At 35.5% G+C, this 24,127-nt stretch carries 33 protein-coding genes; 29 read left to right on the forward strand and 4 right to left on the reverse strand.

The genetic code is table 11. The annotated features are described in order from the left end of the window. Positions 1-155: 155 nt before the first annotated feature. The 12 genes from J2Z82_RS18225 to J2Z82_RS18280 all read left to right on the forward strand — a co-directional run bounded on the left by J2Z82_RS18225 (position 156) and on the right by J2Z82_RS18280 (position 9,008). Complete coding sequence (locus J2Z82_RS18225; protein ID WP_209482227.1) at positions 156-515, forward strand: hypothetical protein; 360 nt, start codon at positions 156-158, stop codon at positions 513-515. A gap of 49 nt (positions 516-564) precedes the next feature. Beyond that, positions 565-792, forward strand: coding sequence for a hypothetical protein (locus J2Z82_RS18230; protein ID WP_209482228.1), 228 nt, complete (start codon positions 565-567; stop codon positions 790-792). 160 nt (positions 793-952) lie between these two features. Further along, on the forward strand, positions 953-1,297 hold the full coding sequence (locus J2Z82_RS18235; RefSeq protein ID WP_209482229.1) for a hypothetical protein: 345 nt from the start codon (positions 953-955) through the stop codon (positions 1,295-1,297). A gap of 138 nt (positions 1,298-1,435) precedes the next feature. After that, the gene (locus J2Z82_RS18240; protein WP_209482230.1) at positions 1,436-1,774 is read left to right on the forward strand and encodes an NIPSNAP family protein; all 339 of its coding nucleotides are present in this window, start codon (positions 1,436-1,438) and stop codon (positions 1,772-1,774) included. A 105-nt stretch (positions 1,775-1,879) separates the two neighbouring features. Further along, positions 1,880-2,227, forward strand: coding sequence for a DUF4260 domain-containing protein (locus J2Z82_RS18245; protein WP_209482253.1), 348 nt, complete (start codon positions 1,880-1,882; stop codon positions 2,225-2,227). A 205-nt stretch (positions 2,228-2,432) separates the two neighbouring features. Further along, the gene (locus J2Z82_RS18250) at positions 2,433-3,305 is read left to right on the forward strand and encodes an AraC family transcriptional regulator (RefSeq protein WP_209482231.1); all 873 of its coding nucleotides are present in this window, start codon (positions 2,433-2,435) and stop codon (positions 3,303-3,305) included. Positions 3,306-3,985: 680 nt separating this feature from the next. Beyond that, positions 3,986-5,032, forward strand: coding sequence for an ArsR/SmtB family transcription factor (locus J2Z82_RS18255; protein ID WP_209482232.1), 1,047 nt, complete (start codon positions 3,986-3,988; stop codon positions 5,030-5,032). A gap of 21 nt (positions 5,033-5,053) precedes the next feature. Next, entirely contained in the window at positions 5,054-6,313 is a 1,260-nt protein-coding gene (locus J2Z82_RS18260) for an MFS transporter (protein WP_209482233.1), read from the forward strand. Between the two features lie 12 nt (positions 6,314-6,325). Beyond that, positions 6,326-6,733, forward strand: a complete 408-nt coding sequence (locus J2Z82_RS18265) for an NUDIX hydrolase (protein ID WP_209482234.1) — start codon at positions 6,326-6,328, stop codon at positions 6,731-6,733. A 31-nt stretch (positions 6,734-6,764) separates the two neighbouring features. Further along, complete coding sequence (locus J2Z82_RS18270; RefSeq protein WP_209482235.1) at positions 6,765-7,235, forward strand: GNAT family N-acetyltransferase; 471 nt, start codon at positions 6,765-6,767, stop codon at positions 7,233-7,235. A gap of 43 nt (positions 7,236-7,278) precedes the next feature. Beyond that, complete coding sequence (locus J2Z82_RS18275; protein WP_209482236.1) at positions 7,279-7,815, forward strand: P-loop NTPase family protein; 537 nt, start codon at positions 7,279-7,281, stop codon at positions 7,813-7,815. Positions 7,816-8,186: 371 nt separating this feature from the next. After that, positions 8,187-9,008, forward strand: coding sequence for a DUF2785 domain-containing protein (locus tag J2Z82_RS18280; RefSeq protein ID WP_209482237.1), 822 nt, complete (start codon positions 8,187-8,189; stop codon positions 9,006-9,008). 52 nt (positions 9,009-9,060) lie between these two features. Here the strand turns inward: J2Z82_RS18280 and J2Z82_RS18285 are convergent, their stop codons facing one another. Continuing rightward, a complete protein-coding gene (locus tag J2Z82_RS18285; protein WP_209482238.1) occupies positions 9,061-9,963 on the reverse strand; it encodes a LysR family transcriptional regulator in 903 nt (300 codons plus the stop codon). A gap of 136 nt (positions 9,964-10,099) precedes the next feature. Between J2Z82_RS18285 and J2Z82_RS18290 the strand changes: the two genes are divergently transcribed. The 9 genes from J2Z82_RS18290 (at position 10,100) to J2Z82_RS18330 (ending at position 15,458) form a co-directional block, all read left to right on the forward strand. Next, positions 10,100-10,633 carry a flavodoxin family protein gene (locus J2Z82_RS18290; protein ID WP_209482239.1) on the forward strand — a complete coding sequence of 178 codons (534 nt, stop codon included), beginning with the start codon at positions 10,100-10,102 and terminating at the stop codon, positions 10,631-10,633. A gap of 17 nt (positions 10,634-10,650) precedes the next feature. Next, positions 10,651-11,877, forward strand: coding sequence for an MFS transporter (locus J2Z82_RS18295; RefSeq protein ID WP_209482240.1), 1,227 nt, complete (start codon positions 10,651-10,653; stop codon positions 11,875-11,877). Between the two features lie 233 nt (positions 11,878-12,110). Further along, the gene (locus tag J2Z82_RS18300; protein ID WP_342453669.1) at positions 12,111-12,584 is read left to right on the forward strand and encodes a GNAT family N-acetyltransferase; all 474 of its coding nucleotides are present in this window, start codon (positions 12,111-12,113) and stop codon (positions 12,582-12,584) included. A 259-nt stretch (positions 12,585-12,843) separates the two neighbouring features. After that, positions 12,844-12,990, forward strand: a complete 147-nt coding sequence (locus J2Z82_RS18305; protein WP_209482242.1) for a hypothetical protein — start codon at positions 12,844-12,846, stop codon at positions 12,988-12,990. A 15-nt stretch (positions 12,991-13,005) separates the two neighbouring features. Continuing rightward, positions 13,006-13,272: a DUF4190 domain-containing protein gene (locus J2Z82_RS18310; RefSeq protein ID WP_209482243.1), complete on the forward strand. Its 267-nt coding sequence runs from the start codon at positions 13,006-13,008 to the stop codon at positions 13,270-13,272. Between the two features lie 34 nt (positions 13,273-13,306). Continuing rightward, positions 13,307-14,035: a metallophosphoesterase family protein gene (locus J2Z82_RS18315; protein ID WP_209482244.1), complete on the forward strand. Its 729-nt coding sequence runs from the start codon at positions 13,307-13,309 to the stop codon at positions 14,033-14,035. Between the two features lie 83 nt (positions 14,036-14,118). Continuing rightward, positions 14,119-14,637 (forward strand): GrpB family protein, encoded by a 519-nt coding sequence (locus J2Z82_RS18320; protein WP_209482245.1) that lies wholly within the window; start codon positions 14,119-14,121, stop codon positions 14,635-14,637. Between the two features lie 77 nt (positions 14,638-14,714). Further along, complete coding sequence (locus J2Z82_RS18325) at positions 14,715-15,059, forward strand: hypothetical protein (protein WP_245251795.1); 345 nt, start codon at positions 14,715-14,717, stop codon at positions 15,057-15,059. Positions 15,060-15,260: 201 nt separating this feature from the next. After that, positions 15,261-15,458 (forward strand): cold-shock protein, encoded by a 198-nt coding sequence (locus tag J2Z82_RS18330; RefSeq protein WP_197318145.1) that lies wholly within the window; start codon positions 15,261-15,263, stop codon positions 15,456-15,458. Between the two features lie 79 nt (positions 15,459-15,537). On the opposite strand, the gene J2Z82_RS18335 is transcribed toward J2Z82_RS18330, so the two are convergent. Further along, positions 15,538-15,951, reverse strand: a complete 414-nt coding sequence (locus J2Z82_RS18335; RefSeq protein WP_209482246.1) for a thioredoxin domain-containing protein — start codon at positions 15,949-15,951, stop codon at positions 15,538-15,540. Positions 15,952-16,176: 225 nt separating this feature from the next. Here J2Z82_RS18335 and J2Z82_RS18340 point away from each other — a divergent pair, with 225 nt between their 5' ends. Beyond that, positions 16,177-16,746 carry a biotin transporter BioY gene (locus tag J2Z82_RS18340; RefSeq protein ID WP_209482247.1) on the forward strand — a complete coding sequence of 190 codons (570 nt, stop codon included), beginning with the start codon at positions 16,177-16,179 and terminating at the stop codon, positions 16,744-16,746. Positions 16,747-17,222: 476 nt separating this feature from the next. Here J2Z82_RS18340 and J2Z82_RS19480 read toward each other — a convergent pair whose 3' ends face one another. Next, entirely contained in the window at positions 17,223-17,330 is a 108-nt protein-coding gene (locus J2Z82_RS19480) for a putative holin-like toxin (protein WP_245251796.1), read from the reverse strand. A 259-nt stretch (positions 17,331-17,589) separates the two neighbouring features. After that, positions 17,590-18,210 (reverse strand): DUF3298 and DUF4163 domain-containing protein, encoded by a 621-nt coding sequence (locus J2Z82_RS18345; protein ID WP_342453668.1) that lies wholly within the window; start codon positions 18,208-18,210, stop codon positions 17,590-17,592. 343 nt (positions 18,211-18,553) lie between these two features. Between J2Z82_RS18345 and J2Z82_RS18350 the strand changes: the two genes are divergently transcribed. The 7 genes from J2Z82_RS18350 (at position 18,554) to J2Z82_RS18380 (ending at position 24,015) form a co-directional block, all read left to right on the forward strand. After that, a complete protein-coding gene (locus J2Z82_RS18350) occupies positions 18,554-19,720 on the forward strand; it encodes an MFS transporter (protein WP_209482248.1) in 1,167 nt (388 codons plus the stop codon). Between the two features lie 402 nt (positions 19,721-20,122). Beyond that, positions 20,123-20,779, forward strand: coding sequence for a Type 1 glutamine amidotransferase-like domain-containing protein (locus J2Z82_RS18355; protein WP_209482249.1), 657 nt, complete (start codon positions 20,123-20,125; stop codon positions 20,777-20,779). Between the two features lie 285 nt (positions 20,780-21,064). After that, a complete protein-coding gene (locus J2Z82_RS18360) occupies positions 21,065-21,460 on the forward strand; it encodes a nuclear transport factor 2 family protein (RefSeq protein WP_245251798.1) in 396 nt (131 codons plus the stop codon). 311 nt (positions 21,461-21,771) lie between these two features. After that, positions 21,772-22,029: a hypothetical protein gene (locus J2Z82_RS18365; RefSeq protein WP_209482251.1), complete on the forward strand. Its 258-nt coding sequence runs from the start codon at positions 21,772-21,774 to the stop codon at positions 22,027-22,029. Between the two features lie 260 nt (positions 22,030-22,289). Further along, a complete protein-coding gene (locus J2Z82_RS18370; protein ID WP_092491055.1) occupies positions 22,290-22,688 on the forward strand; it encodes an ester cyclase in 399 nt (132 codons plus the stop codon). Positions 22,689-22,995: 307 nt separating this feature from the next. After that, positions 22,996-23,262 (forward strand): CD3324 family protein, encoded by a 267-nt coding sequence (locus tag J2Z82_RS18375; RefSeq protein WP_209482252.1) that lies wholly within the window; start codon positions 22,996-22,998, stop codon positions 23,260-23,262. 186 nt (positions 23,263-23,448) lie between these two features. Then, positions 23,449-24,015 carry a GNAT family N-acetyltransferase gene (locus J2Z82_RS18380; protein WP_245251797.1) on the forward strand — a complete coding sequence of 189 codons (567 nt, stop codon included), beginning with the start codon at positions 23,449-23,451 and terminating at the stop codon, positions 24,013-24,015. Positions 24,016-24,127: the final 112 nt, after the last annotated feature.

Below are 24,127 nucleotides of genomic sequence, written 5' to 3' on the forward strand. Positions count from 1 at the left end.
CCCAGCCGTAGAATCCAGTATCGACGGAGTAAACCATTTTCATTCTCTGTGGTGTAGCGCTGATTTTGCGCTACATGTATGACTAAAGGGTGCTTATTTTCAATAAGGAGGTACATTCCTTTTACCACTAAAGACGCAGTAAATGGGGGGGTAATATGAAAAAAATCATAATAGCTTTAGTTTTACTGATTTCTGTAATTGTGTCCATTCTTTTTTATTTTGGTTTGAGTACCAACTCCTTTGAAGGAAGAGTATCTGAAGTAGATGAAAATGGTCAACTTATAGTTGATTGTCCAGTGCCAAAGTTAGGTAGTAATGTTGATGATATGGCTTATTTGTGTAAGGTTCAAACAACTGAAAATACCATTATTAACAATAATAATGGCGAAATTCTGTCTTTGGCTGACATAGAATTAGGTGATTCTATATCGGTAGTGCTAACAAAAAGATACTTTATAGGTAAAGATAAAAGTAGTAGAGAAGTTAAAGCAGAAGAAATTACCGTATTACACTAAAGGGTGCAAGAGTTGAAGAAGGAACTGATAATTTGGGGGAGGGATGGACTTGAATATAGCGATGGGTATTATTGTAGTTTTAGGTATTGGAATGTTTATCTACCATTTCTTTATTGAAGAAATACCGCTATATACTAGTTCCCTATATTTGGCTGTGATGTTTTTACTCTTTGGGGTTGACCATATCAAAGAGAGGAGTAATTTCGGCTATTTATATATAGTTTTGTCGGCGCTAATGTCTTTTATGGGAGTAAAAGAATTGGCTGTTTTTTTATAAATCCTTTTCTGCTAACGGATGCTTTCCTTAAGTAAGGAATTTGCTCAGGTTTCACTAATAGCTGGAAATTGTAAGAATGGTAGTTATTTATTGTAATCGGATCGTTTTGTTCAATAGTTTATGTCAAGTGAATTAGGTATTCGGCTTTTTAGGGGGTTATATGTTGGAATTTAAAGAGAATGCTAGTTACTTTAAGGCAAATAACGCTGAAGAATTGCTTGTTGCGTTAACGAATAAAGAATCTCATATTATAATTCAGGAAGACTATAAAAAAGAATTTGAAGAAAACACACAACTACCGCTTACGGAAAATGAACAATTGGGATTTCATCTGGGATTCCGTGGTACAGCAGGTATTTGGGGAGGGATTATTTTTCAATTAATCAATAGATTCAGTATGGGAAGTAAACAACAAAAGAAAATTGACAGCAAGATTCGTAAATACAGCATAAAAAAATTGAACGAACAAGAGATTCTCTTGTATTTGCGTCAATTGGAGTATTAAATTATATATTAGAACAAATAATGGCTCAGGTATTTCTCCAAAGCCATTTTTTATGGCGAATTTAATGGTGATATTTATGTGATTATAGGCTTGGCGAATACCAAGTGTACTAAAATAAAGAGAGGAGGAGTGGTTTTTATGTTTTATAGAAGGAGGTTTTATATTGTAAGAAAGGAATTCGTGGATATTTTAAATGCTCATTTTAATAACACAAACTTACCCAACCAGTTGAAATATGGCGCTCGTCTGATAGGGCGTTGGATGAAGGAAAATGCTGATAATACTGCAGAAATCTTTGCTATTTGGGAAAAAGACAGTTATGAGGAATACTTAGATGTTGAATCAAAAGTGAGAAGTGACAAGGCTCACGTCAAACGAGTTCAGGACTGGTATCAGAAAAATGGTGGGAAAGAAAATGTGTATGAGAATTATATATTAGAAATTAGAAATGAAGAACTGGAATCAACTGTTAATTAAAAACAGTCTTACGAGGTAACTTGCTTTAATGAATCTTTTTATTTGAGAAAAACGTAAAAGGATCAATTGGCTTAGTACAAAGCAGTGGGGATAGGAGGGGTGTAAATAATGAGGTTACTTCTACACGTAGAAGGTGCTGCCGTTTTAGCATTAAGTCTTTTCTTTTATGGGTATAGCGAATTTAGCTGGATATTGTTTTTAATCCTGTTATTAGTACCGGATATTTCAATGCTTGGGTATCTATTGAATAATAAGGTTGGTTCTAATCTTTATAATTTTTTTCATACATATACTACTCCGATAGCTATTATTACTTTTGGTATCATAGTATCTAATCATACCGTTCTGGCAGTTGGTTTAATATGGTCAGCACATATCGGAATGGATAGGATGGTTGGATATGGATTAAAGTATCCAACAGAATTTAAGGATACTCATTTGAATCGTGTCTGATACTGTGATCCGTTCTTATTCATAATAATTGCAGATGTATCTGGAGTTATTGGAGAGATATCATTAGCTTTATGGTTTTTAATTAAAGGCGTAAATATGAAGTGCACTGAATAAATAGGAACACAGACCCTGCATTATTGTGCACGAATTGTCGGTTAGACTTATTCAAGTCCTGTTATTCTTTTGGTGAAGGGAGGGTTATTTAATGGATTTGCTTAAGAACATGAACAGATCTATAGATAATATTGAAAAAAACCTTACGTACGATATTGACTTTAAAGAAGTTGCCAAGCAATCGTTTTGTTCTGAATATCATTTTAAAAGGATGTTTTCTTTTCTTGCAGGTATTACATTATCAGAATATATCCGCCGCAGACGTCTTACGCTGGCAGCATTTGAACTGAATAATAGCAACATAAAAATTATTGATGTTGCTATTAAATATGGATACAAATCACCAGATTCATTTGCCAGAGCTTTTCAAAGTATGCATGGTATTACACCCTCAGAAGCCAGGAAAAACGGTCAATCACTTAAAGCTTATCCACGAATGACCTTTCAATTATCAATTGAAGGAGGAAATGAAATGAATTACCGGATTGAAGAAAAAGACCCTTTTCGAATAGTTGGAATCAAGAAAAGAGTTCCTATTGTTTTTCAAGGAGAAAATTCAGAAATCACTGCTATGTGGAAAACGTTAAATGCGGACAAAATAGACCAGCTTAAGAGTTTTTCAAATGTCGAACCTACAGGCTTGATCCAGGCATCCACTAATTTCTCAGAAGGACGTATGGAGGAAAAAGGAGGACTTGATCATTATATAGGTGTAGCAACAACTGATGATTTCCAAGGAAACTGGACAGAACTTGAGGTGCCAGCCTTAACTTGGGCTGTTTTTGAATCCGTTGGGCCATTTCCCGAAAAACTGCAAAATACTTGGGGCCGAATCTATTCTGAATGGTTTCCATCCTCAAACTATCAACAGGTGAAAGGACCTGAGATTTTGTGGAATGAAAACAATGATTTTAATTCAGCAACTTTTAAAAGTGAAATATGGATTCCAGTCGAGAAAATGTAAGAACAGTTTATCATGACAACAAAATGAGAACCTCTTCCTTTGTGATATTTGACTATCACGGAAGAGGTTCTCATTTTTTGAGTTCAGAAGTACATCTGAGGCAGCCAGTAGGTCTTATAAAAATATCAGTCTAAAGGTTGAGTGAAGTTCATGCTCATAGCCGTTTTGGAAGGCTTAGTTTTTACTTATACTTAGAGTATCAAAGAAACAAGGAGATGCTCAGATGACTAACATATACGAAATGGAATTAGAAATCGCAAGTCGCCGAACGAAGTAAAGATAAAACTAAGATTGAAAAACTACAAAGAGATATGGAGGGATTCAGATGATTAACATATACGAAGTGGAATTAGAAGTTGCGGGTCGCCGAACGAAGTAAGCAATTAAACTGAGATCTTAAAATTAAAAGGAGGGATTCACATGACTAACATATACGAAATGGAATCAGAAATCACAAGTCGCCGTACCAAATAAAAATAGTGAATTTATTAATATGTCTAATACGCATTAAAATATCTTCTTTCAGAAATACACTCCATTAGTTGAACTCATCCTATAATATCCTCATTAGTATTTAGGCGCAGACACTCCAATTTGGGTGTCTTTTTTATTCGAAGTATATACTAATTATATTGAATAAAATATTCTATTAATATAGAATATAACCAGGAGGAGATAAAATGGATATATTTTCGATGAGAACGAAAAAAAGGGAAACATATAGTGTTCAATTAAAATATTCACTTTTGTGGGAATGCGCACTAGGTATAGCCGCTATTACGAATCAGTCCCTTGTTGAGACTCTTGACCTGCCGAAGCAAAACAGGGAGAAGATTAAAGACTCCATGACTAAGGAAATGACTGAGCACCTGGAATATGTACAAACACATAATACTTGGAAGACACTTCTTCAACTTTTGCATCAAGAAGATTTTAAGAATATAGCGGATTTTACTTCATTTGTAAAAAAATTATCATCGGAGGAATTAAAATCTATAGCCATTCCGTATTTGGGAAAGGAACAAAAAGAACTAATCAATCAGTTGATCGAAGGGTCGGATGGTGCTCTTAAGAAACTTCAGCAAATTACAAAAGAGAATTCTTTTCTGCCTTCCTATCTGGATTTTATTAGTAAAGTCGATACGGAAGCATTAAAAAGCCATCTGATTGAAGTAATGTCTGGTTGGTATATGGAAGTGATTGAACCTGATGAAGAAGAATTGGAATCTATACTGATTAGAGATATGAAATCAAAAGAAAAGATGATTGAAAAATTGGGACCAGAGGAGTTTGTGGAATGGGCTACAGATGGTACTCGTTATTATCCGGAACCAAGTGTATTTCAAGTACTTCTCATTCCTCAATATATTTACCGTCCCTGGAACGTGGAGGCAGACTTAGAAGGTGTTAAAGTCTTCTACTATGCGGTCGCCAATGAAAGCATTTCTAGTGACAATAAATATGTACCGAATAAAATGCTGGTGCAAAGGTATAAAGCACTTGGGGATGAAAATCGCTTAAAGATATTAAAGATAGTTAAGGAAAAAAGTTTATCCCTGCAAGAGTTGACAGATGAGTTGAAGATGGGTAAGACAACCGTTCATCACCACTTGAAAATACTGAAATCAGCAAGATTAGTAGTATCAAATTCACATAAATATGAGATTGATGAAAAAGCTTTATCTGCTTTACCTAAAGAACTGCAGCTATTTTTGGAAGATAATTAATTTAGGTTAGGGAGGAATGAGATGGAATCTTTGGTCGGACAAGTCTATTCAGAAGAGAAAACACCGGAATTCAAGCGTAATTATCAGGTTTTTAGGTTTATCGGGGGGAATTTAATTTCTTTTTTTGGTGATCAAATATATCTAATTGCCCTTCCGCTAATTGTTTTAGCTCTAACAGGTTCTCCATTGAGTATGGGAATCGTTGCTGCATTAGAAAGGTTGCCAATTATAATACAGCCATTTACTGGTGTTCTGGCGGACCGATTTAATCGTAAGAGAATCTTGATGGTTTGTGATTTAGGCAGATTTGTAACGATAGGTTTATTAGGGCTATTACATATGATGAACTCGCTTTATATTTGGGAAGTTTACGCGGGAGCATTAATAGTAGGTGTTTTAACGCAAGTTTATAATACGTGCCAGTTTGCATCAGTCCCTAAATTGGTGCAAAAGAAAGATTTGCAATTAGTTAACTCTATCAATACAGGCATATTTCAAACGGCAGTTTTTATTGCGCCAGGGTTAGGCGGAATAATCATCAGTATTTTTAATCCTGGAGTTGGTCTATTAATAAACAGCATAAGTTTCTTAATTGGTTTCTTAATCGTATTAAGTTTAAAGATTGATAGTCCCCGTCGAAATGAAAATACTAGTCGTTCGAAAATCTTTGCAGATATAAAGGAAGGATTTGTCTTTGTTTTAAAGCAGAAGCCTATCTTGTACACCAATATTGCCATGCTTTTCTCTATTTTTGGAACGACTCTTTTTTTAACAATGCTGGTGATACACTTAAAGTCTACAGTAGAATTAGATACAGTACATATAGGTTTTCTGTTATCCATTGGAGGGGTTGCTGCAGTAGGCGGTGCTTTAGTTACAAATTTACTTAAGCGTTACTTTTCCTATAGAAGAATATTATTTCTATCTGGAACGATCGGTGGTATTTCGATTATAGTGTTCAGCTTTTCGAATACGTTCATGTTGTTAGCATTGATGAATGCAATTGGCACAATATCTGCTGCCATTATGAGTCCGTGCATTGTAACCATTCGTCAAACCTTAAGTCCTGATTATTTGTTAGGCCGAGTGCAAGCAACTAGTCGGTTTATGACATGGATATTAATGCCTGTTGCAGCTTTGGCAGCCGGGATAATTGCTGAACAATTTGGAACAGAAATTACGATACTGGTTGGCGGCATTATAGCTACGATTGCTTCGTTTATTTATCTACACCCTTCACTTAAAATAACTAATGTTATACTAAATAATATTGAAAATTAGGGGGGCAAGGATATGACAACACCAAAGCACATAGTCTCTGCGGCAACCATTGTTTTAAATGAACAGCAAGAAATTTTATTAATTAAAGGACCTAGAAGAGGATGGGAAATACCTGGCGGACAGGTTGAAGAGGGGGAATCACTGAAGGATGCTGCAATTAGAGAAACTAAAGAAGAATCGGGGATTGATATTGAGATAACCAAGTTTTGTGGTATATTTCAAAATGTGAATGGTTCGATATGCAATAATTTGTTCTTGGGTAACCCAATTGGAGGAGAACCAGCAACAAGTTCTGAGAGTTTAGAAGTTGGATATTTTCCAATTAAACAAGCTATGGAAATGGTAACTTGGAAAAATTTTTCGCAAAGGATCGAGTATTGTTTAAACCAAAATATGCAGCCTTTCTTGGTTGAATTTTAAGGTATTATTGAAAATAAAGGGGAATCCGTATATGTCTATAAAATTAGCTCGTATGAATGAAGAAGCTTTTAATCAGTATTATAATAGCGCAATACAAGAATATGCTAATGAACATGTGAAAGCAAGAAACTGGGGTAAAGAAGAGGCTTTTGATAAAGCCAAGAAACAGTTTGAGCAGTTGTTACCGGATGGGTTAGGAACGGAAGACCATGTACTTTTTTCTATTATGTATGGCAATGAAGCGGTCGGGACATTGTGGCTGAACATAAAATCAAAACAGCATGAAAAACTCGGGTTTATTTATGACATTAAGTTGGATGATGATCAACGTGGCAAAGGGTATGGAAAAGTAACGATGATAGCTTTGGAAGAGTATGCGAAGTTAGAAAACATCAATCAAATAAGCTTACACGTGTTTGCACATAATGAGAGAGCAGTTGCGCTTTACGAGAAAATGGGTTATGAAGCTATAAGTTATAACATGTCGAAAAGGCTCTCGTAATTTAAGTGCTAGATAACGAGATTGTTTAGGAGGCTGATTGAATATGAATCGCATCATGGTGATGGGAGTGTCGGCTGGTGTTGGAAAGTCTACCTTTGCGGCGAAACTGGGAGAGCAACTGGATATAAACGTCTATCATCTTGATGTCCTGCACTGGAAACCAAATTGGATAGAGGCTCCAAAAGAAGAATTTAGAGCGAGTCAGAAGGAAATTGTTGCCAAGGACAACTGGATAATCGAGGGCAATTATAATAGTACATATGACATTAGAGCCCAAAAAGCCGATACAATTATTTATCTCGAGCTTAAGTTAATTGTTTGTCTGTATCGTGTTATTAAGCGATGGATCCTAAATATAGGGAAAACCCGGCCAGACATGGGAGAAGGGTGCAAGGAAAGGTTAGACTATGAATTTCTGAAATTCATCGTTACTACATATTCTTCTCGTAAGAAAAAGATGGAAAGTAGATTTAAAGCATTTAGGAAAACAGGCCCTGAAAAAACCATTATTAGGCTTAAGAGTAAGAAAGAAATTAAATCATATTTGGATTTAAATGAAAAAGGAGAAGTTGGTCGGTAGTAAGAGTGGGATATCGACTTAGACTGCGGATATATCGACCTTCGTGGCAAGATATCGACTTGAGTTAGGATATATCAACCTCCGCGGTGGGATATCAACTTGAATTAGGATATATCGACCTTCGTGGCAAGATATCGACTTGAAATAGAGTATATCAACCCGGGCAGCAGGATATCGACTTGAAATAGAGTATATCAACCCCAGCAGCAGGATATCGACCTAAATTAGAGTATATCAACTTCCGTATTAAAATATCAACCGAAATTGAAATATATCAACCACAGCGTCTGGATATCGACTTGAATTAGAAAATATCAACCTTTAGTGGTAGGATATCAATTTATAGCACCAAAAGGAGCATAGAACCAACAATGAAAAGCGAAAAAGAAATTAAAGAGAAACTACATAATTTATTAAGTGAAACCCAATTAGTATCGAACGAGACAGATGAATATGAAACAGTGTTAGAAGTGGTTAGTGTGCTAGGGTCTACTGATGCAGAATTACGGGATGAACTCGGGTATCAGGCACTCTTTAAATTACTGATACATAATAACTACCTTTCGAACAATGAATTAAAGGAATTGTTAGCCTATGCGAGTTCAGGTGAAATGTTGTTTTATAAGCTAGGCGAGGTAGAATCAGATAGTGTCTTTCTTAGGTCTTTCTCTTCTCTATTGATCACTTTATTGTTATATCGCGATAATCAAGATAAATTTCTTTCTAAGTCTGAGTATAATAGTGTTGTAGAACTTGTTGTTAGTTACTGCAGACTTGAGAAGGATTATCGGGATTTTGTTGAAGGAAAGGGCTGGGCACATGCCCCGGCACACGCTTCTGATGCAATCGATGAACTTGTAAAAAATCGTCATGCTGATATTGATTCGTGTATGTTGTTATGGGAAGGGATGACGGAACTAGTAGTAAACGCACCAAATGTTTTTGCTGCTGAAGAAGATGAGAGAATTGCAACCCCAGTGTTGGCGATGGTTGAATATGAAAAGGTTCCGTTATCGACACTTAGAACCTGGATGAAAGAAATACCTGTTTCAGAAGAAAAGTTGCATGAGAAGATTAATGTTAAGAACTTTTCCAGATGTTTTATTAATCGATTAATTATGAAAAAACCATCTGCTAACTATGAACATCTAGTAAGGGAACTAGAACTTCAATTTAATTCATCGTTTGTGTGAATATAGAGAGTTAATATGAGTAAGCTACCGAAACTTTGGCAGCTTGCTCTTTTTATTTAGAATGAGTATCCTTAAGAGTCTTTCGAGTTAGTTCTATAAAAGATTGCAATGGTATTGTCATTAACTTATCTTTATGCCAGGCAATTTGAGTGAAAAAAGGTGAGGCAGGTTGTCTCCATTTAATCTCTTCCATTAGTCCTTTTTTAATATCTTTTTCTACCGCCATTTCAGGTAAAATAGCTATTCCAAGTCCAGCTATTACACATTGTTTGATTGCCTCAATACTAACAAATTCAAATTTATTAGTAGGGTATATTTCTGACTCCCGCAAGGTATTTTCCAAGTACGTACGATACGAGCACCCTGTTTCAGTAAGCAAAAGAGTTTCCTGTTCTAGATCTTTCGGGAAGATCTCTGATTTATTTAATAATGGGTGTTCAGGAGCAACTACAAGTTTCATCTTATCTTCTGTAAGAGATTCAATTGTTAAAGCATCTCCCGGCTTGAGTGTATCCATAATAAAAGCTACATCCAGATTTCCCTCAAGCAGTTTTTCTTTAGCCATTTCATCCGAGTGGGCTGGCTTAAAAATGAGTTTAACGTTTGGAAACTGATCTTTGAATTCTTTAAGTATTGGTGGTAAACGATACGTGCATTGGCTCTCTTGTGCTCCAATAACAAGCGTTCCTGCTGGCTCTTCTAACCCACTTGCGACCATTCGAGCTTCTTCAGTTAGTACGAGCATTTTATCGGCATAAATTTTGAACTGCCGACCGGATTCTGTGAGATATAGTCGCTTCCCAAGTCGTTCAAACAAAGGTGTATCCAGTTCTTTTTCAAGTGCCTTAATCTGGGCTGTCACACTTGATTGTGCAAAATTTAATATCTTTGCTGTTTGAGTGAAGTTTAAAGTTTCTGCAGCTTTTTTAAATGTAATTAATTGTTTAGTTTCCATACTTTCACCTCCATCAATCGTTATTTTCGATTGTATCAATTAAAATAATCATCTTTATTGATTTATGGTTTTATCATAAGCTATAAGTAATCGAACAGCAAGTTAAAAATAGTAAATGAAAAGGAGCATGTGTTATATGTCTATTGCAGTTATTTATGGAGGTACCCGTAAAAATGGCAATACGGAAATTTTAACTGATCAAGCTGTCCAGGGATTATCTGTAGAAAAAATTTATCTGAGAAATTATGATATTCATCCTATTGAAGATTTGCGTCATACCCAAGGTGGATTTCAGGAAGTAGAAGATGATTATAATTCAATCATTGATCGAATTATACAGAATGACATTCTTGTGTTTGTTACTCCGATTTATTGGTTTGGCATGTCGGGAACACTGAAGAACTTTATAGATCGCTGGTCTCAAACAATGAGGGATTCAAGCTATCCTGACTTTAAAAAGAGTATGGCTGCTAAAAAAACCTATGTCATTGCAGTAGGAGGAGATAATCCCTACTTTAAAGGATTACCGCTAATTCAGCAATTTCAATATATTTTCGATTTTATAGGAACTTCATTTGAGGACTATATTATTGGAAAAGCAAACAGACCCGGCGATATTCTTCAAGATAAACAAGCTTTATTCTCAGCTCATCGATTACTGCGGAAATAAGAAGGGGAGGTGGAGACGTGGTTTTTAGTGTATTAAGGTTAAGAAATTTTCGTAATTTTTTCCTATCTGAAATCATTTCAGGTTTTGGAGTTGGCATGAGTACGATAGGTGCAAATTGGTTTCTGTTGGACCAAACTAATTCTACGAAGCTGATTGGGCTTATGCTTTCTTTAAATGTAATAGCGGGATTTCTTGTTGCACCATTGATTGGAATATTGACTGATAAGTTTAATCGAAAGGTAATCATTCTCTGGACTTATCTGGTTCAGTCAATTATATTAATTGGCATAACTAGCTTATTATCAATATCAGGATTTAAAATCGAGTATGTTTATCTATTTGCAGTTGTTAATGGAATGGGATGGACGACATATATATCAACATCAAGAAGTCTCGTTCAGGAAATTCTCTCGGATCAGGATTATATTAATGGCAACTCCCTGGTTGAGATAAGTTTACAGGTTGGGATGTTTATGGCAGGAGCTGCTTCAGGGGTGATTTATAAATATTTTGGGTTTGATTTCATCCTAATTTTTAATGCAACTGCATTTATTTTTAGCAGTATTTTTCTTTCCAAAGTTAAATACAATTCAATTACGATTGACAATAAAGAAGAATCTTATCGTGAAAGCTTTAAAAATGGAGTTCGTTATTTGGCAGATAGACCAAAGATATTCTTCCTGGGAGTTGTGGCAATTATTCCTTTAGCTTCCACCATGATGTTTAATGTTGTACTTCCTGGATATGTGAGTGATACGGTTGGTGGTGATTCCATTGTTTTTGGTTTATCCGATATGTTTTACGGAATTGGTGGGCTGTTATCGGGTTTCATTGCAGCACCTGTTGCTAAGAAAATTTCGAACAACTCAACCGTAATACTTTTCTTCTGGATATCTATTGGTATTTTGCTTAGTTTTGCATTTAATAGCTACGTCTTGGTTCTTTTTCTGGGAAGTGTTTTATTTGGTCTAAGTAATTCATCGTTAAGAATCGTAATGAACACAACACTTATGGAGACAGTATCAAAATCTTTTATGGGCAGAGCCATGTCCGTTTGGATGGCTATCTCGCTTATCATACAGGCGATTGCTTCTCCTGTACTTGGATTGTTAATCGATAAATTCTCTCCTGGCGTAGGTTTTATTGCCTTGATCGGATTGATGATTATAGGGTTTATTATTTATTTTATAGTAATCAGAGGAGTTAAGCAGAATCAAAACACTAAGTATGTACGCACCGGGTGAATAACTATATGAGACAACATCATTTTATTTGTCATGGTGTTGTCTCTTTATTTATTCAATAATTAAAATGGAGCATAAGTATATAAAGAGATAAATGATATAATGAGAGTGTTGCAGATTTAGGAATTTATTAAGTACATACCAGGTTAAAGTTCTACATTAATAGTTAAAAGGAGATTCCCATGAATACTTATTTCATCAAATTAAAGGAACCTTCACCAACCATAGTGAAAATGTTTAACCAGTGGGAAAACGATCCCAGCTTGGCTTCTTTGACTAGGCCCAACCAAAATAGGGAGGACTTGGAACGCCAAACGGTACTGACAATGGATGACCTTACACAACGACTCGAACATCATCACATCTACTTAATTTATCTAGATGACAAGATAATCGGGGAAATGAACTACATGGTTGATCCACCCCACCTCTATAAGAAAAAGCCTGGAACCGCCTGGATAGGCATTACGATTGGAGAACCCGAAGCGCGGGGGAAAGGGATTGGGTATAGGGCAATCCAATTTTTAGAGGAACAAATTAAGCAGCATGGTCTTATGCGGATTGAACTAGGTGTGTTTGAATTTAACTTGCAGGCTCACAAGCTGTATAAGAAATTGGGCTACGAGGAAATTAGCAGAATCCATGATTTTACTTTTTGGCAAAATAGAATGTGGTCTGATATTCGTATGGAGAAGGTTTTGGGTTGAGGATGAATTTATAACTTATTCCGTAACCTATCGTACTCAATAAAACATGTATGCCGATGACCTGGAGAATCCTCATTCCGTTATCCTTATACTCGATGATTTTGTGCTTTTAACGGAACGAGGATTCACATTGTTGACCTGATTTGTATTTTGCGTTGTAAAATAGACATTTTTTGTTTACTATTTCAGAAGATTGGGATTTTAATAACGTACAGCTGGGATATTATGTTAAAATTTACTGAATAGAAGGCAAATGGATATGAATAATATTTGTTCTTATTTATTGATAGAAGTGATTAGTTCACCCAGAATATCAGCTGCTATTCCAGGAAAAGAAATTGTGATAGAAGGGGACTATAAAAAAGAAACAGCCAACCAATTCGTAGACAGAATTAATAGTCAATAGGCGAGGAGGGATTATATGTCCGAAAAGGCAACAACAAACGGCAACTCGATAACTTCATTAACACTAGGGATCCTTTCAATTTTAATTCCAATTATTGGGCTATTTCTTGGTGTCGTAGGAGTTGTCGTTTCAAGAAAAGCGACAAAGCAAATTGTAAAAACAAATGAGGATGGCAGAGGCATAGCGATGTCAGGTTTGATTTGCAGTGTGGTAGGAATTCTTATGCAACTCTTTATGGTAATGGGTTATATCATATATCGTTTTTTTACTACTGCAGGATAGGCCTTACAAACATTGATGGTAAAGGGGATCCGGGATGTATAGAATTGCAATAATTACCGATATTCACGGAAATATTTATGCATTGAATGCTGTTATGAAAGAGATCCAGAAAAAGTCAGTGGATTTTATCTATTGTCTTGGTGATATGATTGGAATAGGACCTTTTTCAAATGAGGTTCTGGATACTTTACAGGAAACAGATAATCTTAAAATGGTTTCAGGAAATCACGATGAAGCAGTCCTAGCACTCCTTAACAATGAACCATACCCCAAAAGCAGGGTTGATGTTATTCCACACCACGAGTGGATTGCTGAAAGACTTAATAAGCAGCATAAATCTGTATTGGAAAAACTTCCTCGTATAATAAACCCTACTATCTATGAACAAAGCCTACATCTAATTCATTATCCGTTGAAGCAATCATTTCATAATGCTCATATATGTAGAGATCCTTTTGATCTTACTGGTATGCCTAATCAAGAAAATTTCACTTCGCTAGACGCGTTAGATGGTTTTTCGTTGGTTTGTTTTGGGCACGATCATAGTAGTCATAAGTTTACTTGTAATTCTACAACGTTTTTTAACCCTGGTTCCGTTGGTTGCTTTAATAAACCTTTTGCTCGCTATGGAATTATTGATATAAACCAAAATGGATATAACCTAATGCAACAGTGCGTTCCTTATGAACTTGATAAATATGTAAAAGAGTTAAGAAAAACATCCATCCCACGAAAAGAGATCATACTTAGTATTTATAATTGAATTCTAGAAGTTGGAAATAAACATGCTTAGAATTTTGTGAGACGTAGATAGATAATGAAAAGATATAAGAGGGAAGTGTCTTTATGAAAGTTAGATTATCAGATTTTAAGGAAAGCTGGGGTGAAATGTTTGAAAAGGAAGCTCAATTTTTAAAAACAATATTTGGCGACGAAGTGATTAAATTTGAACATTTTGGGAGCACCGCAGTTCCTGGCCTAAAGTCTAAGCCCGTAATCGATATGATGTGTATAGTAAAAGACATTAAGAAAATTGATTCGTTTAATGACAAAATGCATACACTTGGATATGATGTTGCTGGTGAATGGGGCATCGAAGGAAGAAGATTATTTCGAAAAGGCGGGGAAAATAGGACACATCATATTCATTTTTATCAATTGGATAACCCTCAAATTAAGCGGCACTTAATATTTCGAGATTATCTGCAATCCCACCCAACAGAAGTAGATCGATACAGCAATTTTAAAGAAGAGCTGGCTCAACGTTTTGATAGTACAAGTGACTATAGCCCTGCAAAAAAAGAATTTGTTAAGGAAATGGAAATGCAAGCACTGCATTGGTTTGAAAAATATCAGCAACATTAAAGGGGGAGATTTAAATTAAACGCTTTTTGTACTATCTTGCTTGGACGATTATTATTGGACTTATAATTTACTGGGGAATGAAGTATCAGGTTCAACTAAATGAAGAAGCAAAAATGAAGTTTGAATTATTTCCTGTCGTACAATTTGCTACATTGTTCCCTATTGTTATTGGATTATTGCTGCGATTACCAAAATTGATAATTGAAATTTATAATAAGAAGCAGTGGACGTTTGATTGGATTAAATTCATAGCAATTGGATTACCATGTTTCTATGTACTTACAATGTCTCTTTTACCATACTCACCATTCGGTCAAGGCTCTATTCCCATACCTGATATAATTATAACTGGCAGTCCGACAGTTACAACAATAGCTGGCATTGTTTTTGGATTCGTCTTTTTGGATAGCTTAAAAAAATAACAGCAATTACTACTTAATTAAAATAATTTGTAGCAGTACTTGACAGGAAGTACATTCACTGATATGATTAAAGTTAATTATTCTTGTTCGGTTGTCAATGAAAGAGAAAAGTAACTAGTAAGTCACTTTCGTCTGGAATGAATATGCAGAGCATTAATAGTAATACATTGTGGATTGAATCCACGCAGGAGGTAACAATTTATGTTACAAGGTAATGTTAAATGGTTTAACGCAGAAAAAGGTTTCGGTTTTATTGAAGTAGAAGGGCAAGACGATGTATTCGTTCATTTCTCTGCTATTCAAGACGAAGGTTTCAAAACATTAGAAGAAAACCAAACAGTTTCATTCGAAATTGTTGAAGGTAACCGCGGACCACAAGCAGCTAACGTTCAAAAATAAGCGTTACTAATAAGAAAGAGATTTCCTTAATTGGAAATCTCTTTTTTTTTTATCCCTGATGATTTCTGCTTTAACGTAGTTATTTATTCACAAAATATGTTTCACCCAGAATTTCCTTTGATTGATAAGTAGTTGAAGGAAGCTCTTTTTCAACAAATGTTTTAATATCAGCGAGCTCAACACCGTACATTACTTCAATCTCTTTTGAAAACAGTAATTTTTCCTTTTCTAGCAATGCAGAAAGTGCTGGTTGTTGCTTTGGCTGGAGATCCTCTATGTTAAGAACTTGCTTCAGCCCTGATACATAGCATTCCAATGGGCGGCTGCCAACAATTTTTACACCTTTATTGTCCTCATTTACCATTACAATGGAAGGGAATCCTGTAGCGCCTAGACTTCGTGCAAGTCCAAAGTCTTCATTCAATGATTGCTGTCCACTTGGTAGTTCTGCTTCTTTTACCATTTCCTCTCCTTCAAGTCCAAGTTTATTCACGTTTCACTTGTCCTTTTTTTAGAATAATGATTGATAGGGTACTTTTATATATAATACCAAAATACAGGTGAGAATACTGAACAAGGTTCTATGAGTTCAACTATATTGTAGACCTTGAAATATTATGGTTTACAATTATATGATTTATGTCTATAATCACTATAATGGATACGTTTTCTTGTGACCTGTTAATGCAATTATTTAAAAGTTAAGGAGTTGAGAGAAATGGAACAACAAAGTGAGAAACTCAGATTTATATTACATTGTGCAATCTTTGCTGCGATAACAGCTATTATGGCGCAAATTGAGATCCCGCTTCCTCTAGTGCCGATTAGTGGCCAAACACTGGCAGTCGGAATTACGGCGACTATTCTCGGAAGTCGAAAAGGAGCTGTTGCCATGGTTTGCTATGCAGCAATTGGAGCTATAGGTCTTCCAGTGTTTGCTGGATTTAGTGGCGGCCCTCAAGTACTGGTAGGACCAACAGGAGGATACATATTCGGGTTTATTGCAGCTGCCTTTGTCACAGGTTTTATCCTTGAAAAATCTAGGTTTACTGTCCCTATGGCAATGATTGCAAATACTGTAGGTATGGTGATTACGCTATTATTTGGAACTATTCAGCTTAAATATGTGGTTGAATTAACATGGAGTGAGGCGCTAGCAGCAGGTGTATATCCGTTCATAATCGTAGGATTAATTAAAGCATTTCTTGCCAGCTGGATTGGAATAACAGTTAGAAACCGTTTAGTCCAGGCGAATGTTAATATCACATCTTCAAAAAATGCTGCATAGTTTGTGAATATAAAACGGTGGAAGTATAACTAGTTACAAGTCTTTAAGAATAAGTATTCTTAAGGAGTTAGCTATTTAAACTTGCCAATTCTAATTGAGTATATCTATATAGTAGAATGATCTAATTAATCAGATCTTACAAAACAAGCATGGAAGGTTGTATACAGAACTAGTCCTTGCTGTATTGGTGCTTATGAATAATTATATTATTCATAAGCACTATCGTTTCTTGTGGTGAAAAAGTGGCATGGAAATCAAAAGTATCATGGAATTTTAATATAATGTTTGAGGCTAAATATCTGGTGACACAAATACATTGACAGTATAAGTGGATAAAATTATACTTATAATAAGAATAAGGTAACGAGTAGCGCTAACTACCCGTTACCGACAACTACAGACCGCATAAAGAGCGGCAGACCAATAAGTTGTTTTGGCCCAAAAGAAGTAACTGCTTACCATTGATCACGGGGCGGTTACTTCTTTTTGTTTAGGTAGACGACAATAGTTACAATTAGTGTCAGTGTCGCTATTAGTGAAATGCTAAATTGCGCTACTAGACTTAATGCTTCAAATGTCGTCATCCTACCACCTCCCTTCTAAAGGAAGATGGTCAATCGCCCACTATACTATGTAGTTGCTACATAAATTTTACCATAAGAGTTAAAAGATTAATAGTAAAAACCGGAACAAATGTTCGATTCCTTCTTTTATTCTTTAATCAATAAATGATTATAAAAAAACCGCACCCTACGTAAGTTCTGTTATGGGTGTGGGTTTTTCTATTAAGAATTGAGTATGGTCTCCCTTTAAATGTTTTTACTTTTTATGATTAGTATATAGCTAATTATTCTCTGCCATTCGGCCAAGCGGACCATCTTCATTGATAATATCCCGGATGCTGTAGACTGATATTGGAAACATTGGAAACCCGAAAACATATGGTGTGATCTCATAGAGTTGAAAGTAGATGACTAGTGCTTTATCGGCAATGTAAAAGTCCTGATCCGGCTGAATTTTAACCGTATCTTCAAATGTGCCAATATCGCGCTCTTGAATTTGTTCATTAATAAGCGCAGAAAGTCGATCCACATAATTACTCCCCGGCTTAAATAGGTCACCGAGGCTGCTACGGCTTTTGTTTTCCAAATCAAATGTTAGTGATTTAATGTAGGTCATTCCATGTGCCGCCTGATAATGGTATGCATAGTTGTATAAGGATAAACTTAGGACATCACGCTGGTTGTTTTTAATTTCAAATGAGCCGTCCATTTCAACAAGCGTGGTCGGCATTTCAGCTATTTGCATGTTGATAAGCTGCTGTGTTTCATGGACGATGTTCTGATTGATAAATCGTTCCATTCCCCGGTCTCGCATACCGAAAACATGTGGATAGATTACTTGAATATCCCTACCGTAGCTAACTTGCATCGGTTTAATATGAACTGGTAATGATTGTGGCACTTTTTTCACCCTTTACTGGTTTTGTGCCTATTGTATTCGGTGGCTAGATGAAGTGTGCTTGCTGGAGAGTCACGATGATTTGTTGAATATCGTGATAAAATGGACTACAGTATTTTCGACCCGCGGGTCAAATGGTGAAATTGATTAAAGAATAGCAAATGGGACAATAAACCTGTCCCCCCTTGTCCCTATTTCTGTACAATCTTGCCTGATATAGCAGGAAGATAGCGATATATACATATATTGTATTTGATGAAACTATTTTATCGGCACTCTTGTCTTTTTGAACAATTAGGTTTACGATTAACTATCGAACTAACTTAGAGATGAAAGGCGTCATGAAATGAATAAACGAGTTTACTTTTTAATGATTGTTGCATTTGTTGTCGGTATGGTTGAATTAATTATTGGTGGATTACTGGACCTGATGGCAGCAGATCTGGATGTTAGTCTTGGTCAGATCGGCTTCCTGATCACTATTTTTTCACTGATCTTTGCTGTTGGGGCACCGATTCTATTAATACTTACATCGAGTATCGAGCGGAAACGGCTGGCACTTATTTCACTGGTTATATTTCTATTAGGGAATATTGTCACAGTATTCAGCCCGACATATACGATTGTCTTTATAGGAAGAATTATTTCAGCATTGAGTGGGTCACTACTGATTATTTTATGTCTAACCATAGCGCCATCAATCGTTCATCCAAAATATCGCGGCAGGGCAATCGGAATAGTATCTATGGGAGTTAGTGCCTCGATTGTTCTGGGGATTCCTGTCGGGTTACTGTTGGGGAATGCTTTTGGATGGCGTGCACCATTTGTGCTGATTTCAGTTTTAACTGTCTTTTCCATAGCTGGTGTGTTTCTTTTGATGGAGCGGATTGATCCGAAGCCTTCCAGCCCGATTAAAAAACAACTGGCAACTTTGAAAGAACGGAGAATATTTTTTGGGCAGGCCATAACATTTCTGTTCATAGCAGGTCATACAGTTCTTTATGCTTATTTGACTCCTTTTGTAAAAATGACCATGGAGTTAGACGGGACCTGGGTAAGTGTTATTTACATGATATTCGGAATTGCAGCGGTAAGCGGCGGTGGAGTTGGTGGAACTTTATCAGACAAACTAGGGCCAGAGCGGACCATTATGTTAACGATCGTTCTGTTTACGCTGGTGATATTCTCTATACCATTTACAACATTCGCACTTCCGGTATTTATAACGATATTGGTAGTCTGGGGGATGCTCAGCTGGACGTTGGCTCCGGCAACACAGTCCTATCTCATTAGTTTATCGCCTGAAACATCTGACATTCAGCAGAGTCTGAATAATTCTGCGCTTCATCTAGGTATCGCATTTGGATCACTGGTTGGCGGTCTGGTTATTGAGCGTGCCTCTATTGAACAAAATGCAACAGTCGGCGGATTTTTTGCATTACTTTCAATCGGAGCGGCATTGGTTTCCATGTATCGTAAACAGGGGTCAGAAGCTGTGAGAAGTAGGAGCTGACATGACGTTGGTTCAATAAACAAAGTAGACGAATATTGATGTAATCTAACGTGAAACGACCGTCAATCTGCATGCTGATTGATGGTCGTTTTTTGTTGGTGTAATAGTATTTCAGTAAAGTGTCAATTAAAATTGGAGTGTTAGGATGTACTTTAACTGTAATTTATGTGAATTGGCAAATATTCAGTTTTTCTATAATTTCGCAAAATGTTATGAATAGTTATGTTAAAATAAACACAGATTTTGTGAAGAATTACACTTAACGCAGCATGTTAGTTGAAGAGCGTTGTTTAACTTGTGTTCAACAATCGGTCCATATCGAGAGTATTTTGTTGGTGACAAGAAAACAGAATGAGTGACGCAAGGAATAAATGTTATTTACACTTTGCTGAGGGGGTACTTATGAAAACTCACTATTATTTAGGTTGGTTTGACAATTTTTTTCCAGAGAATCTGGCTAGGGTGTTACAGGAGGATATAACTGATAGAAAATCTCTTGCTATGATTAGCTCGAATCCATCTATTTATGAAGATGATGGTGCTACTGAACGCTCGTGGCTCGATCAGGCTGGCATTATGTTTGATGAGTATCATTTAATCAATTACCGCGTACAGAAGGAAGATGCCCAAACGATAATTCAAAATGCTTCCGTCATTTTCTTGTTGGGTGGCAATATTCTTAATCAAAATAGTTTATTAATGGAATATGAATTATCGGATTCGATTAAAAAAAGCAGCGCCGTTGTGATGGGAGCAAGCGCTGGAGCAATCAACATGTCGGCTAAATGGTTATGCTCGAAAAACTTTGGAGATGAAGTTGAAATGAGCTCTGTTTATGACGGAATCGGTCTTGACAATTTTTCCGTCCTGTCTCATTTTGATCTTGAAAATAACATTGCACTGGTTCAAAGCGAACTATCTCCCCTATCGGAAGAAATAAATATTTATGCGTCGAACAAAGATTGCGCTGTACGTGTAATAGGAGACAAAATCGACGTTTTTGGCAATGTTTATTTAATTTCTAACTCAAAGATTCAGAAATTGGATGAGACGCTCTAGTTGTAGCGAATCGCTAATGGCTTAATTGAATTAATTTATTTATGCACCGTCTCTATTTTAAATTAAGTGAAGGAGAACTGGCGCGAGTGTTGAATATGCGTATATTTTTTTTGCTTCAACTGACGGGTAGCAAGAGTTTAACAAGGGATCGTCGATAACGGCGGTCCTATTTTTGTATTTGAAGAATCATCGGAATTTTATGTTAAAATTAATTTGTGAAAAGATGTACTTAAATTAACGCAGCAGTTTAGTTTAATACTTAAAAGGAGGAAAAACGTGCTTAATATGGATAATCAAGTAATTGAATTTACCCAAATGCACGATGAATTTATTTTGGATTGGAACGAAGCTATGATCTCAGGGGACACAACTGCCTTAGAAAGAATGACTGAAGACTATTATGTTGCGTTTTTCAAAGGTTTAAATGAAAAACCAAGTATTTACAATAGGGAAGAAGCGGTTAGTGGGATGAAACATTCTGTTAAGCAGTTAATAGGAGCTGAAAAGAGGTTCGAAAATCGGGTTATTCGTTTAAGGGATAACGAGAATGCAGTGGTATTTTATGAACAATTGATAGTAAAAGATGAAAAATTGTTGACAAGGTTATTTACTATTGAGAACTGGCAGCTTACTGATGGAGGATGGCAGTTGGTAAGGGAAGCCGAAGAGCCTATTAATTAGTGTTTGTTACTCAACTAATGGTTGCGATAATTCAAGAAGGATTATCGCTTATTTTTGTAGAAGTTATTGCACTAACGCAGCAGGTTAGTGATAATAAGCAGTCGTCATTTCTGCTATTGAAATTGAAATTTGAAACTTTTTCCCAATATAATCGTATTGAAACTAAAGTTATGTAGTAAGAGGCTGATATAATGTCGATAAAAATGAAACAATGTGATGATTATGTTCCTTAATATTTTTGTAGTAAAATTCTGGGCATAGACAAGGTTTGTCTGTTTTAACAAATACTTGCTTAAAGGAAGGATTTAATTATGTCTAAATTATCAAAATTATATAATGACTTTTTTTATGCTTGGGGCGATAATAACCCTAAAAAAGAAGTTTTGAGATACGGAAAATATATAACTTTAGAAAAGTGGCATGAATATGACGATTATAAAAATTACAGACCACGTAGGCAAACGGCAGGAGGGATAATCATTTTAAGTGGTTTAGGTCTAATTGGTGTAAGTGTTAAAGGTATCAAATCCAAGTACGATAAAAGAAAGACAGATAAAGAAAATCTCTAATCTAAAATATGATAGAGATTTTCTTTTTTCTGAATGATTTAACACTTCGAATGTGTGTCCTTGTATATAAGCATACATTGGAAACAGTAGTTATGGTTGCGAGGTTGTTCTGTAAGGCTGTTTTCTAAAAGATTGTTGTTTTCAATTTAAATTTTGGCTCTGCTAAATTTAGCGTTGATTTTAAACTAACGGGTGCTTTTCTATTTTAATTTAAGAAGTAAATGAATAATGTAAAAAATAATGAAGCGGGTGAAGAGTAAATGAACAAGAAACGACTTGTTGAGAGATGGTTTAATGAAATTTTCACTAAAGGTGATATTAATGCTTTAAAAGAGATTACTGCACCTAACTTTGTTAGTCATGTACCAAATCATGATTTTAACGGACATGATGAGTTTATTAATGATTTTATGAATTGGTTTAGAACGGTTTTCACTAATGACGTTTGGAGCATTGAAGATTATTTAGAATTAGAAGATAAGGTAGCTGTGAGATACACAGGGCATATGACTTACAAAGGGGGATGGGAAGACATTCCGTCCTCTGACCAACGTGTAAAAGAAACAGGTATAATGATAATAAGATTTGAGAGTGGATTAATTAAGGAAATGTGGTGTGAAATGAGTGACCTTGATGTCATGAACCAATTAAAAAAATAAACATGGACAAGGGATTGCCAAATTTTCATATTCAACTATAGCAGCAGGATAGTTTAATAAATCATGTCTTTATTTATGTTTATGGAATTGGCTAACTAATCTTATTATGGAGGAGGATAAAAATGAAAAGAGTAATAACGTTGAATAAATCGTTGTCATCTCATGCAAAGCCTATTATTAGATGGCGATACTTTGCGTGAGGTGGTATTAGCTAAAAATAATATCGCCTAATAAATATCATATCATTTCTAATATATGGCTTTGCACCTTATTACTATTCATAATTAAAAATAAGGGGCTGGCAGAAATGAAATATGCAAATGCAAACTCGGTTATACCTGAAGAACTGCTTGTAGAACTTCAAAACTACATCCAAGGTGAAATAATCTATATCCCGAAAACTAAAAATAATTACGAAAAATGGGGTACACGTTCTGGTGGTAGAAAAATAATTGATGATAGAAACCATGATATTAGGAAAGATTTTAAAAATGGCAAGCCAATCAGCCAATTAGCTGAGGAACAATATCTATCAATCGAAACCATTAAAAAAATTGCTTACTCAAAAAAGTAGGTGCAAGCACTAATTACCTTAAAGCAAAAGGGAATTAGTGCTTTTTATGGCGAGTTTGATTCTTAATTATTTTCTCTATTTATTAAAACTGCGGAAATGCTATATAGTAAACGTATAATGACTATTATTAGCATTAAATAAGATGGTGTTACAGGATTTTAGCAATACTTACAAGGAGGAACTACTATGAAGAAAATGGAGCAAAAACAAGAAATTAAATTCCTTGAGGATAAGAGGGTATATTTAAGACCGGTTGAAAGTAAAGATTTAGACATCTTTTATGTTAAATCTCTTTGGGACAAAGAGGGAAGAAGATTAACAGGAACCCAAACGGTATTTAGTCGTTTAGGTGTTCAAAATTGGTTTGAAAATATATCAACAGACAGTAGCAGAATAGACCTAATAATATGCTTGCAAGAGAATAACCAACCTATTGGGGACATAGCAATGTTAGATATTGACCATCAAAATAGGAACTCTGTTGTTCGTATCTCTATCTTTGAACAGGAATTTTTGGGGAATGGTTATGGAACTGAAGCTATGTCAAACCTCTTAGAATTTGGGTTTGAAATACTAAATTTACATAGAATAGGTTTGGATGTCTATTCATTTAACAAAAGAGGGATGAAATCTTATGAGAAATTAGGATTTAAGCAAGAAGGAATAATCAGAGATGAACTTTTTTATAATGGGGAATACCATGATTCCGTCATTATGGGTTTACTAAAAGATGAATTCATAAAGTATAAATAAAATTAGGTATGTTCTTGTTCAACTACCATGAAAATTAACTTCTAAAATAACGAGAAAAAGGCAAAACTAAAGAAGACGCAGCTCATTGGTTTTTTTAAAAGGGAGAGCGCCA

Origin of the sequence: Virgibacillus litoralis, from assembly GCF_017873675.1 — a bacterium.
In the GTDB taxonomy this organism is placed as follows: Bacteria; Bacillota; Bacilli; order Bacillales; family Amphibacillaceae; genus Lentibacillus; species Lentibacillus litoralis.

Coding starts and splice junctions, on each gene's coding strand:
- J2Z82_RS18355 (WP_209482249.1), top strand. CDS start 20,123: ATGAAAACTCACTATTATTTAGGTTGGTTTGACAATTTTTTTCCAGAG.
- J2Z82_RS18320 (WP_209482245.1), top strand. CDS start 14,119: ATGAAAGTTAGATTATCAGATTTTAAGGAAAGCTGGGGTGAAATGTTT.
- J2Z82_RS18250 (WP_209482231.1), top strand. CDS start 2,433: ATGGATTTGCTTAAGAACATGAACAGATCTATAGATAATATTGAAAAA.
- J2Z82_RS18360 (WP_245251798.1), top strand. CDS start 21,065: ATGGATAATCAAGTAATTGAATTTACCCAAATGCACGATGAATTTATT.
- J2Z82_RS18235 (WP_209482229.1), top strand. CDS start 953: ATGTTGGAATTTAAAGAGAATGCTAGTTACTTTAAGGCAAATAACGCT.
- J2Z82_RS19480 (WP_245251796.1), bottom strand. CDS start 17,330: ATGACGACATTTGAAGCATTAAGTCTAGTAGCGCAATTTAGCATTTCA.
- J2Z82_RS18300 (WP_342453669.1), top strand. CDS start 12,111: ATGTTTAACCAGTGGGAAAACGATCCCAGCTTGGCTTCTTTGACTAGG.
- J2Z82_RS18305 (WP_209482242.1), top strand. CDS start 12,844: ATGAATAATATTTGTTCTTATTTATTGATAGAAGTGATTAGTTCACCC.
- J2Z82_RS18280 (WP_209482237.1), top strand. CDS start 8,187: ATGAAAAGCGAAAAAGAAATTAAAGAGAAACTACATAATTTATTAAGT.
- J2Z82_RS18330 (WP_197318145.1), top strand. CDS start 15,261: ATGTTACAAGGTAATGTTAAATGGTTTAACGCAGAAAAAGGTTTCGGT.
- J2Z82_RS18225 (WP_209482227.1), top strand. CDS start 156: ATGAAAAAAATCATAATAGCTTTAGTTTTACTGATTTCTGTAATTGTG.
- J2Z82_RS18290 (WP_209482239.1), top strand. CDS start 10,100: ATGTCTATTGCAGTTATTTATGGAGGTACCCGTAAAAATGGCAATACG.
- J2Z82_RS18265 (WP_209482234.1), top strand. CDS start 6,326: ATGACAACACCAAAGCACATAGTCTCTGCGGCAACCATTGTTTTAAAT.
- J2Z82_RS18380 (WP_245251797.1), top strand. CDS start 23,449: ATGAAGAAAATGGAGCAAAAACAAGAAATTAAATTCCTTGAGGATAAG.
- J2Z82_RS18350 (WP_209482248.1), top strand. CDS start 18,554: ATGAATAAACGAGTTTACTTTTTAATGATTGTTGCATTTGTTGTCGGT.
- J2Z82_RS18310 (WP_209482243.1), top strand. CDS start 13,006: ATGTCCGAAAAGGCAACAACAAACGGCAACTCGATAACTTCATTAACA.
- J2Z82_RS18315 (WP_209482244.1), top strand. CDS start 13,307: ATGTATAGAATTGCAATAATTACCGATATTCACGGAAATATTTATGCA.
- J2Z82_RS18255 (WP_209482232.1), top strand. CDS start 3,986: ATGGATATATTTTCGATGAGAACGAAAAAAAGGGAAACATATAGTGTT.
- J2Z82_RS18240 (WP_209482230.1), top strand. CDS start 1,436: ATGTTTTATAGAAGGAGGTTTTATATTGTAAGAAAGGAATTCGTGGAT.
- J2Z82_RS18325 (WP_245251795.1), top strand. CDS start 14,715: ATGAAGTATCAGGTTCAACTAAATGAAGAAGCAAAAATGAAGTTTGAA.
- J2Z82_RS18270 (WP_209482235.1), top strand. CDS start 6,765: ATGTCTATAAAATTAGCTCGTATGAATGAAGAAGCTTTTAATCAGTAT.
- J2Z82_RS18285 (WP_209482238.1), bottom strand. CDS start 9,963: ATGGAAACTAAACAATTAATTACATTTAAAAAAGCTGCAGAAACTTTA.
- J2Z82_RS18375 (WP_209482252.1), top strand. CDS start 22,996: ATGAAATATGCAAATGCAAACTCGGTTATACCTGAAGAACTGCTTGTA.
- J2Z82_RS18275 (WP_209482236.1), top strand. CDS start 7,279: ATGAATCGCATCATGGTGATGGGAGTGTCGGCTGGTGTTGGAAAGTCT.
- J2Z82_RS18365 (WP_209482251.1), top strand. CDS start 21,772: ATGTCTAAATTATCAAAATTATATAATGACTTTTTTTATGCTTGGGGC.
- J2Z82_RS18260 (WP_209482233.1), top strand. CDS start 5,054: ATGGAATCTTTGGTCGGACAAGTCTATTCAGAAGAGAAAACACCGGAA.
- J2Z82_RS18370 (WP_092491055.1), top strand. CDS start 22,290: ATGAACAAGAAACGACTTGTTGAGAGATGGTTTAATGAAATTTTCACT.
- J2Z82_RS18340 (WP_209482247.1), top strand. CDS start 16,177: ATGGAACAACAAAGTGAGAAACTCAGATTTATATTACATTGTGCAATC.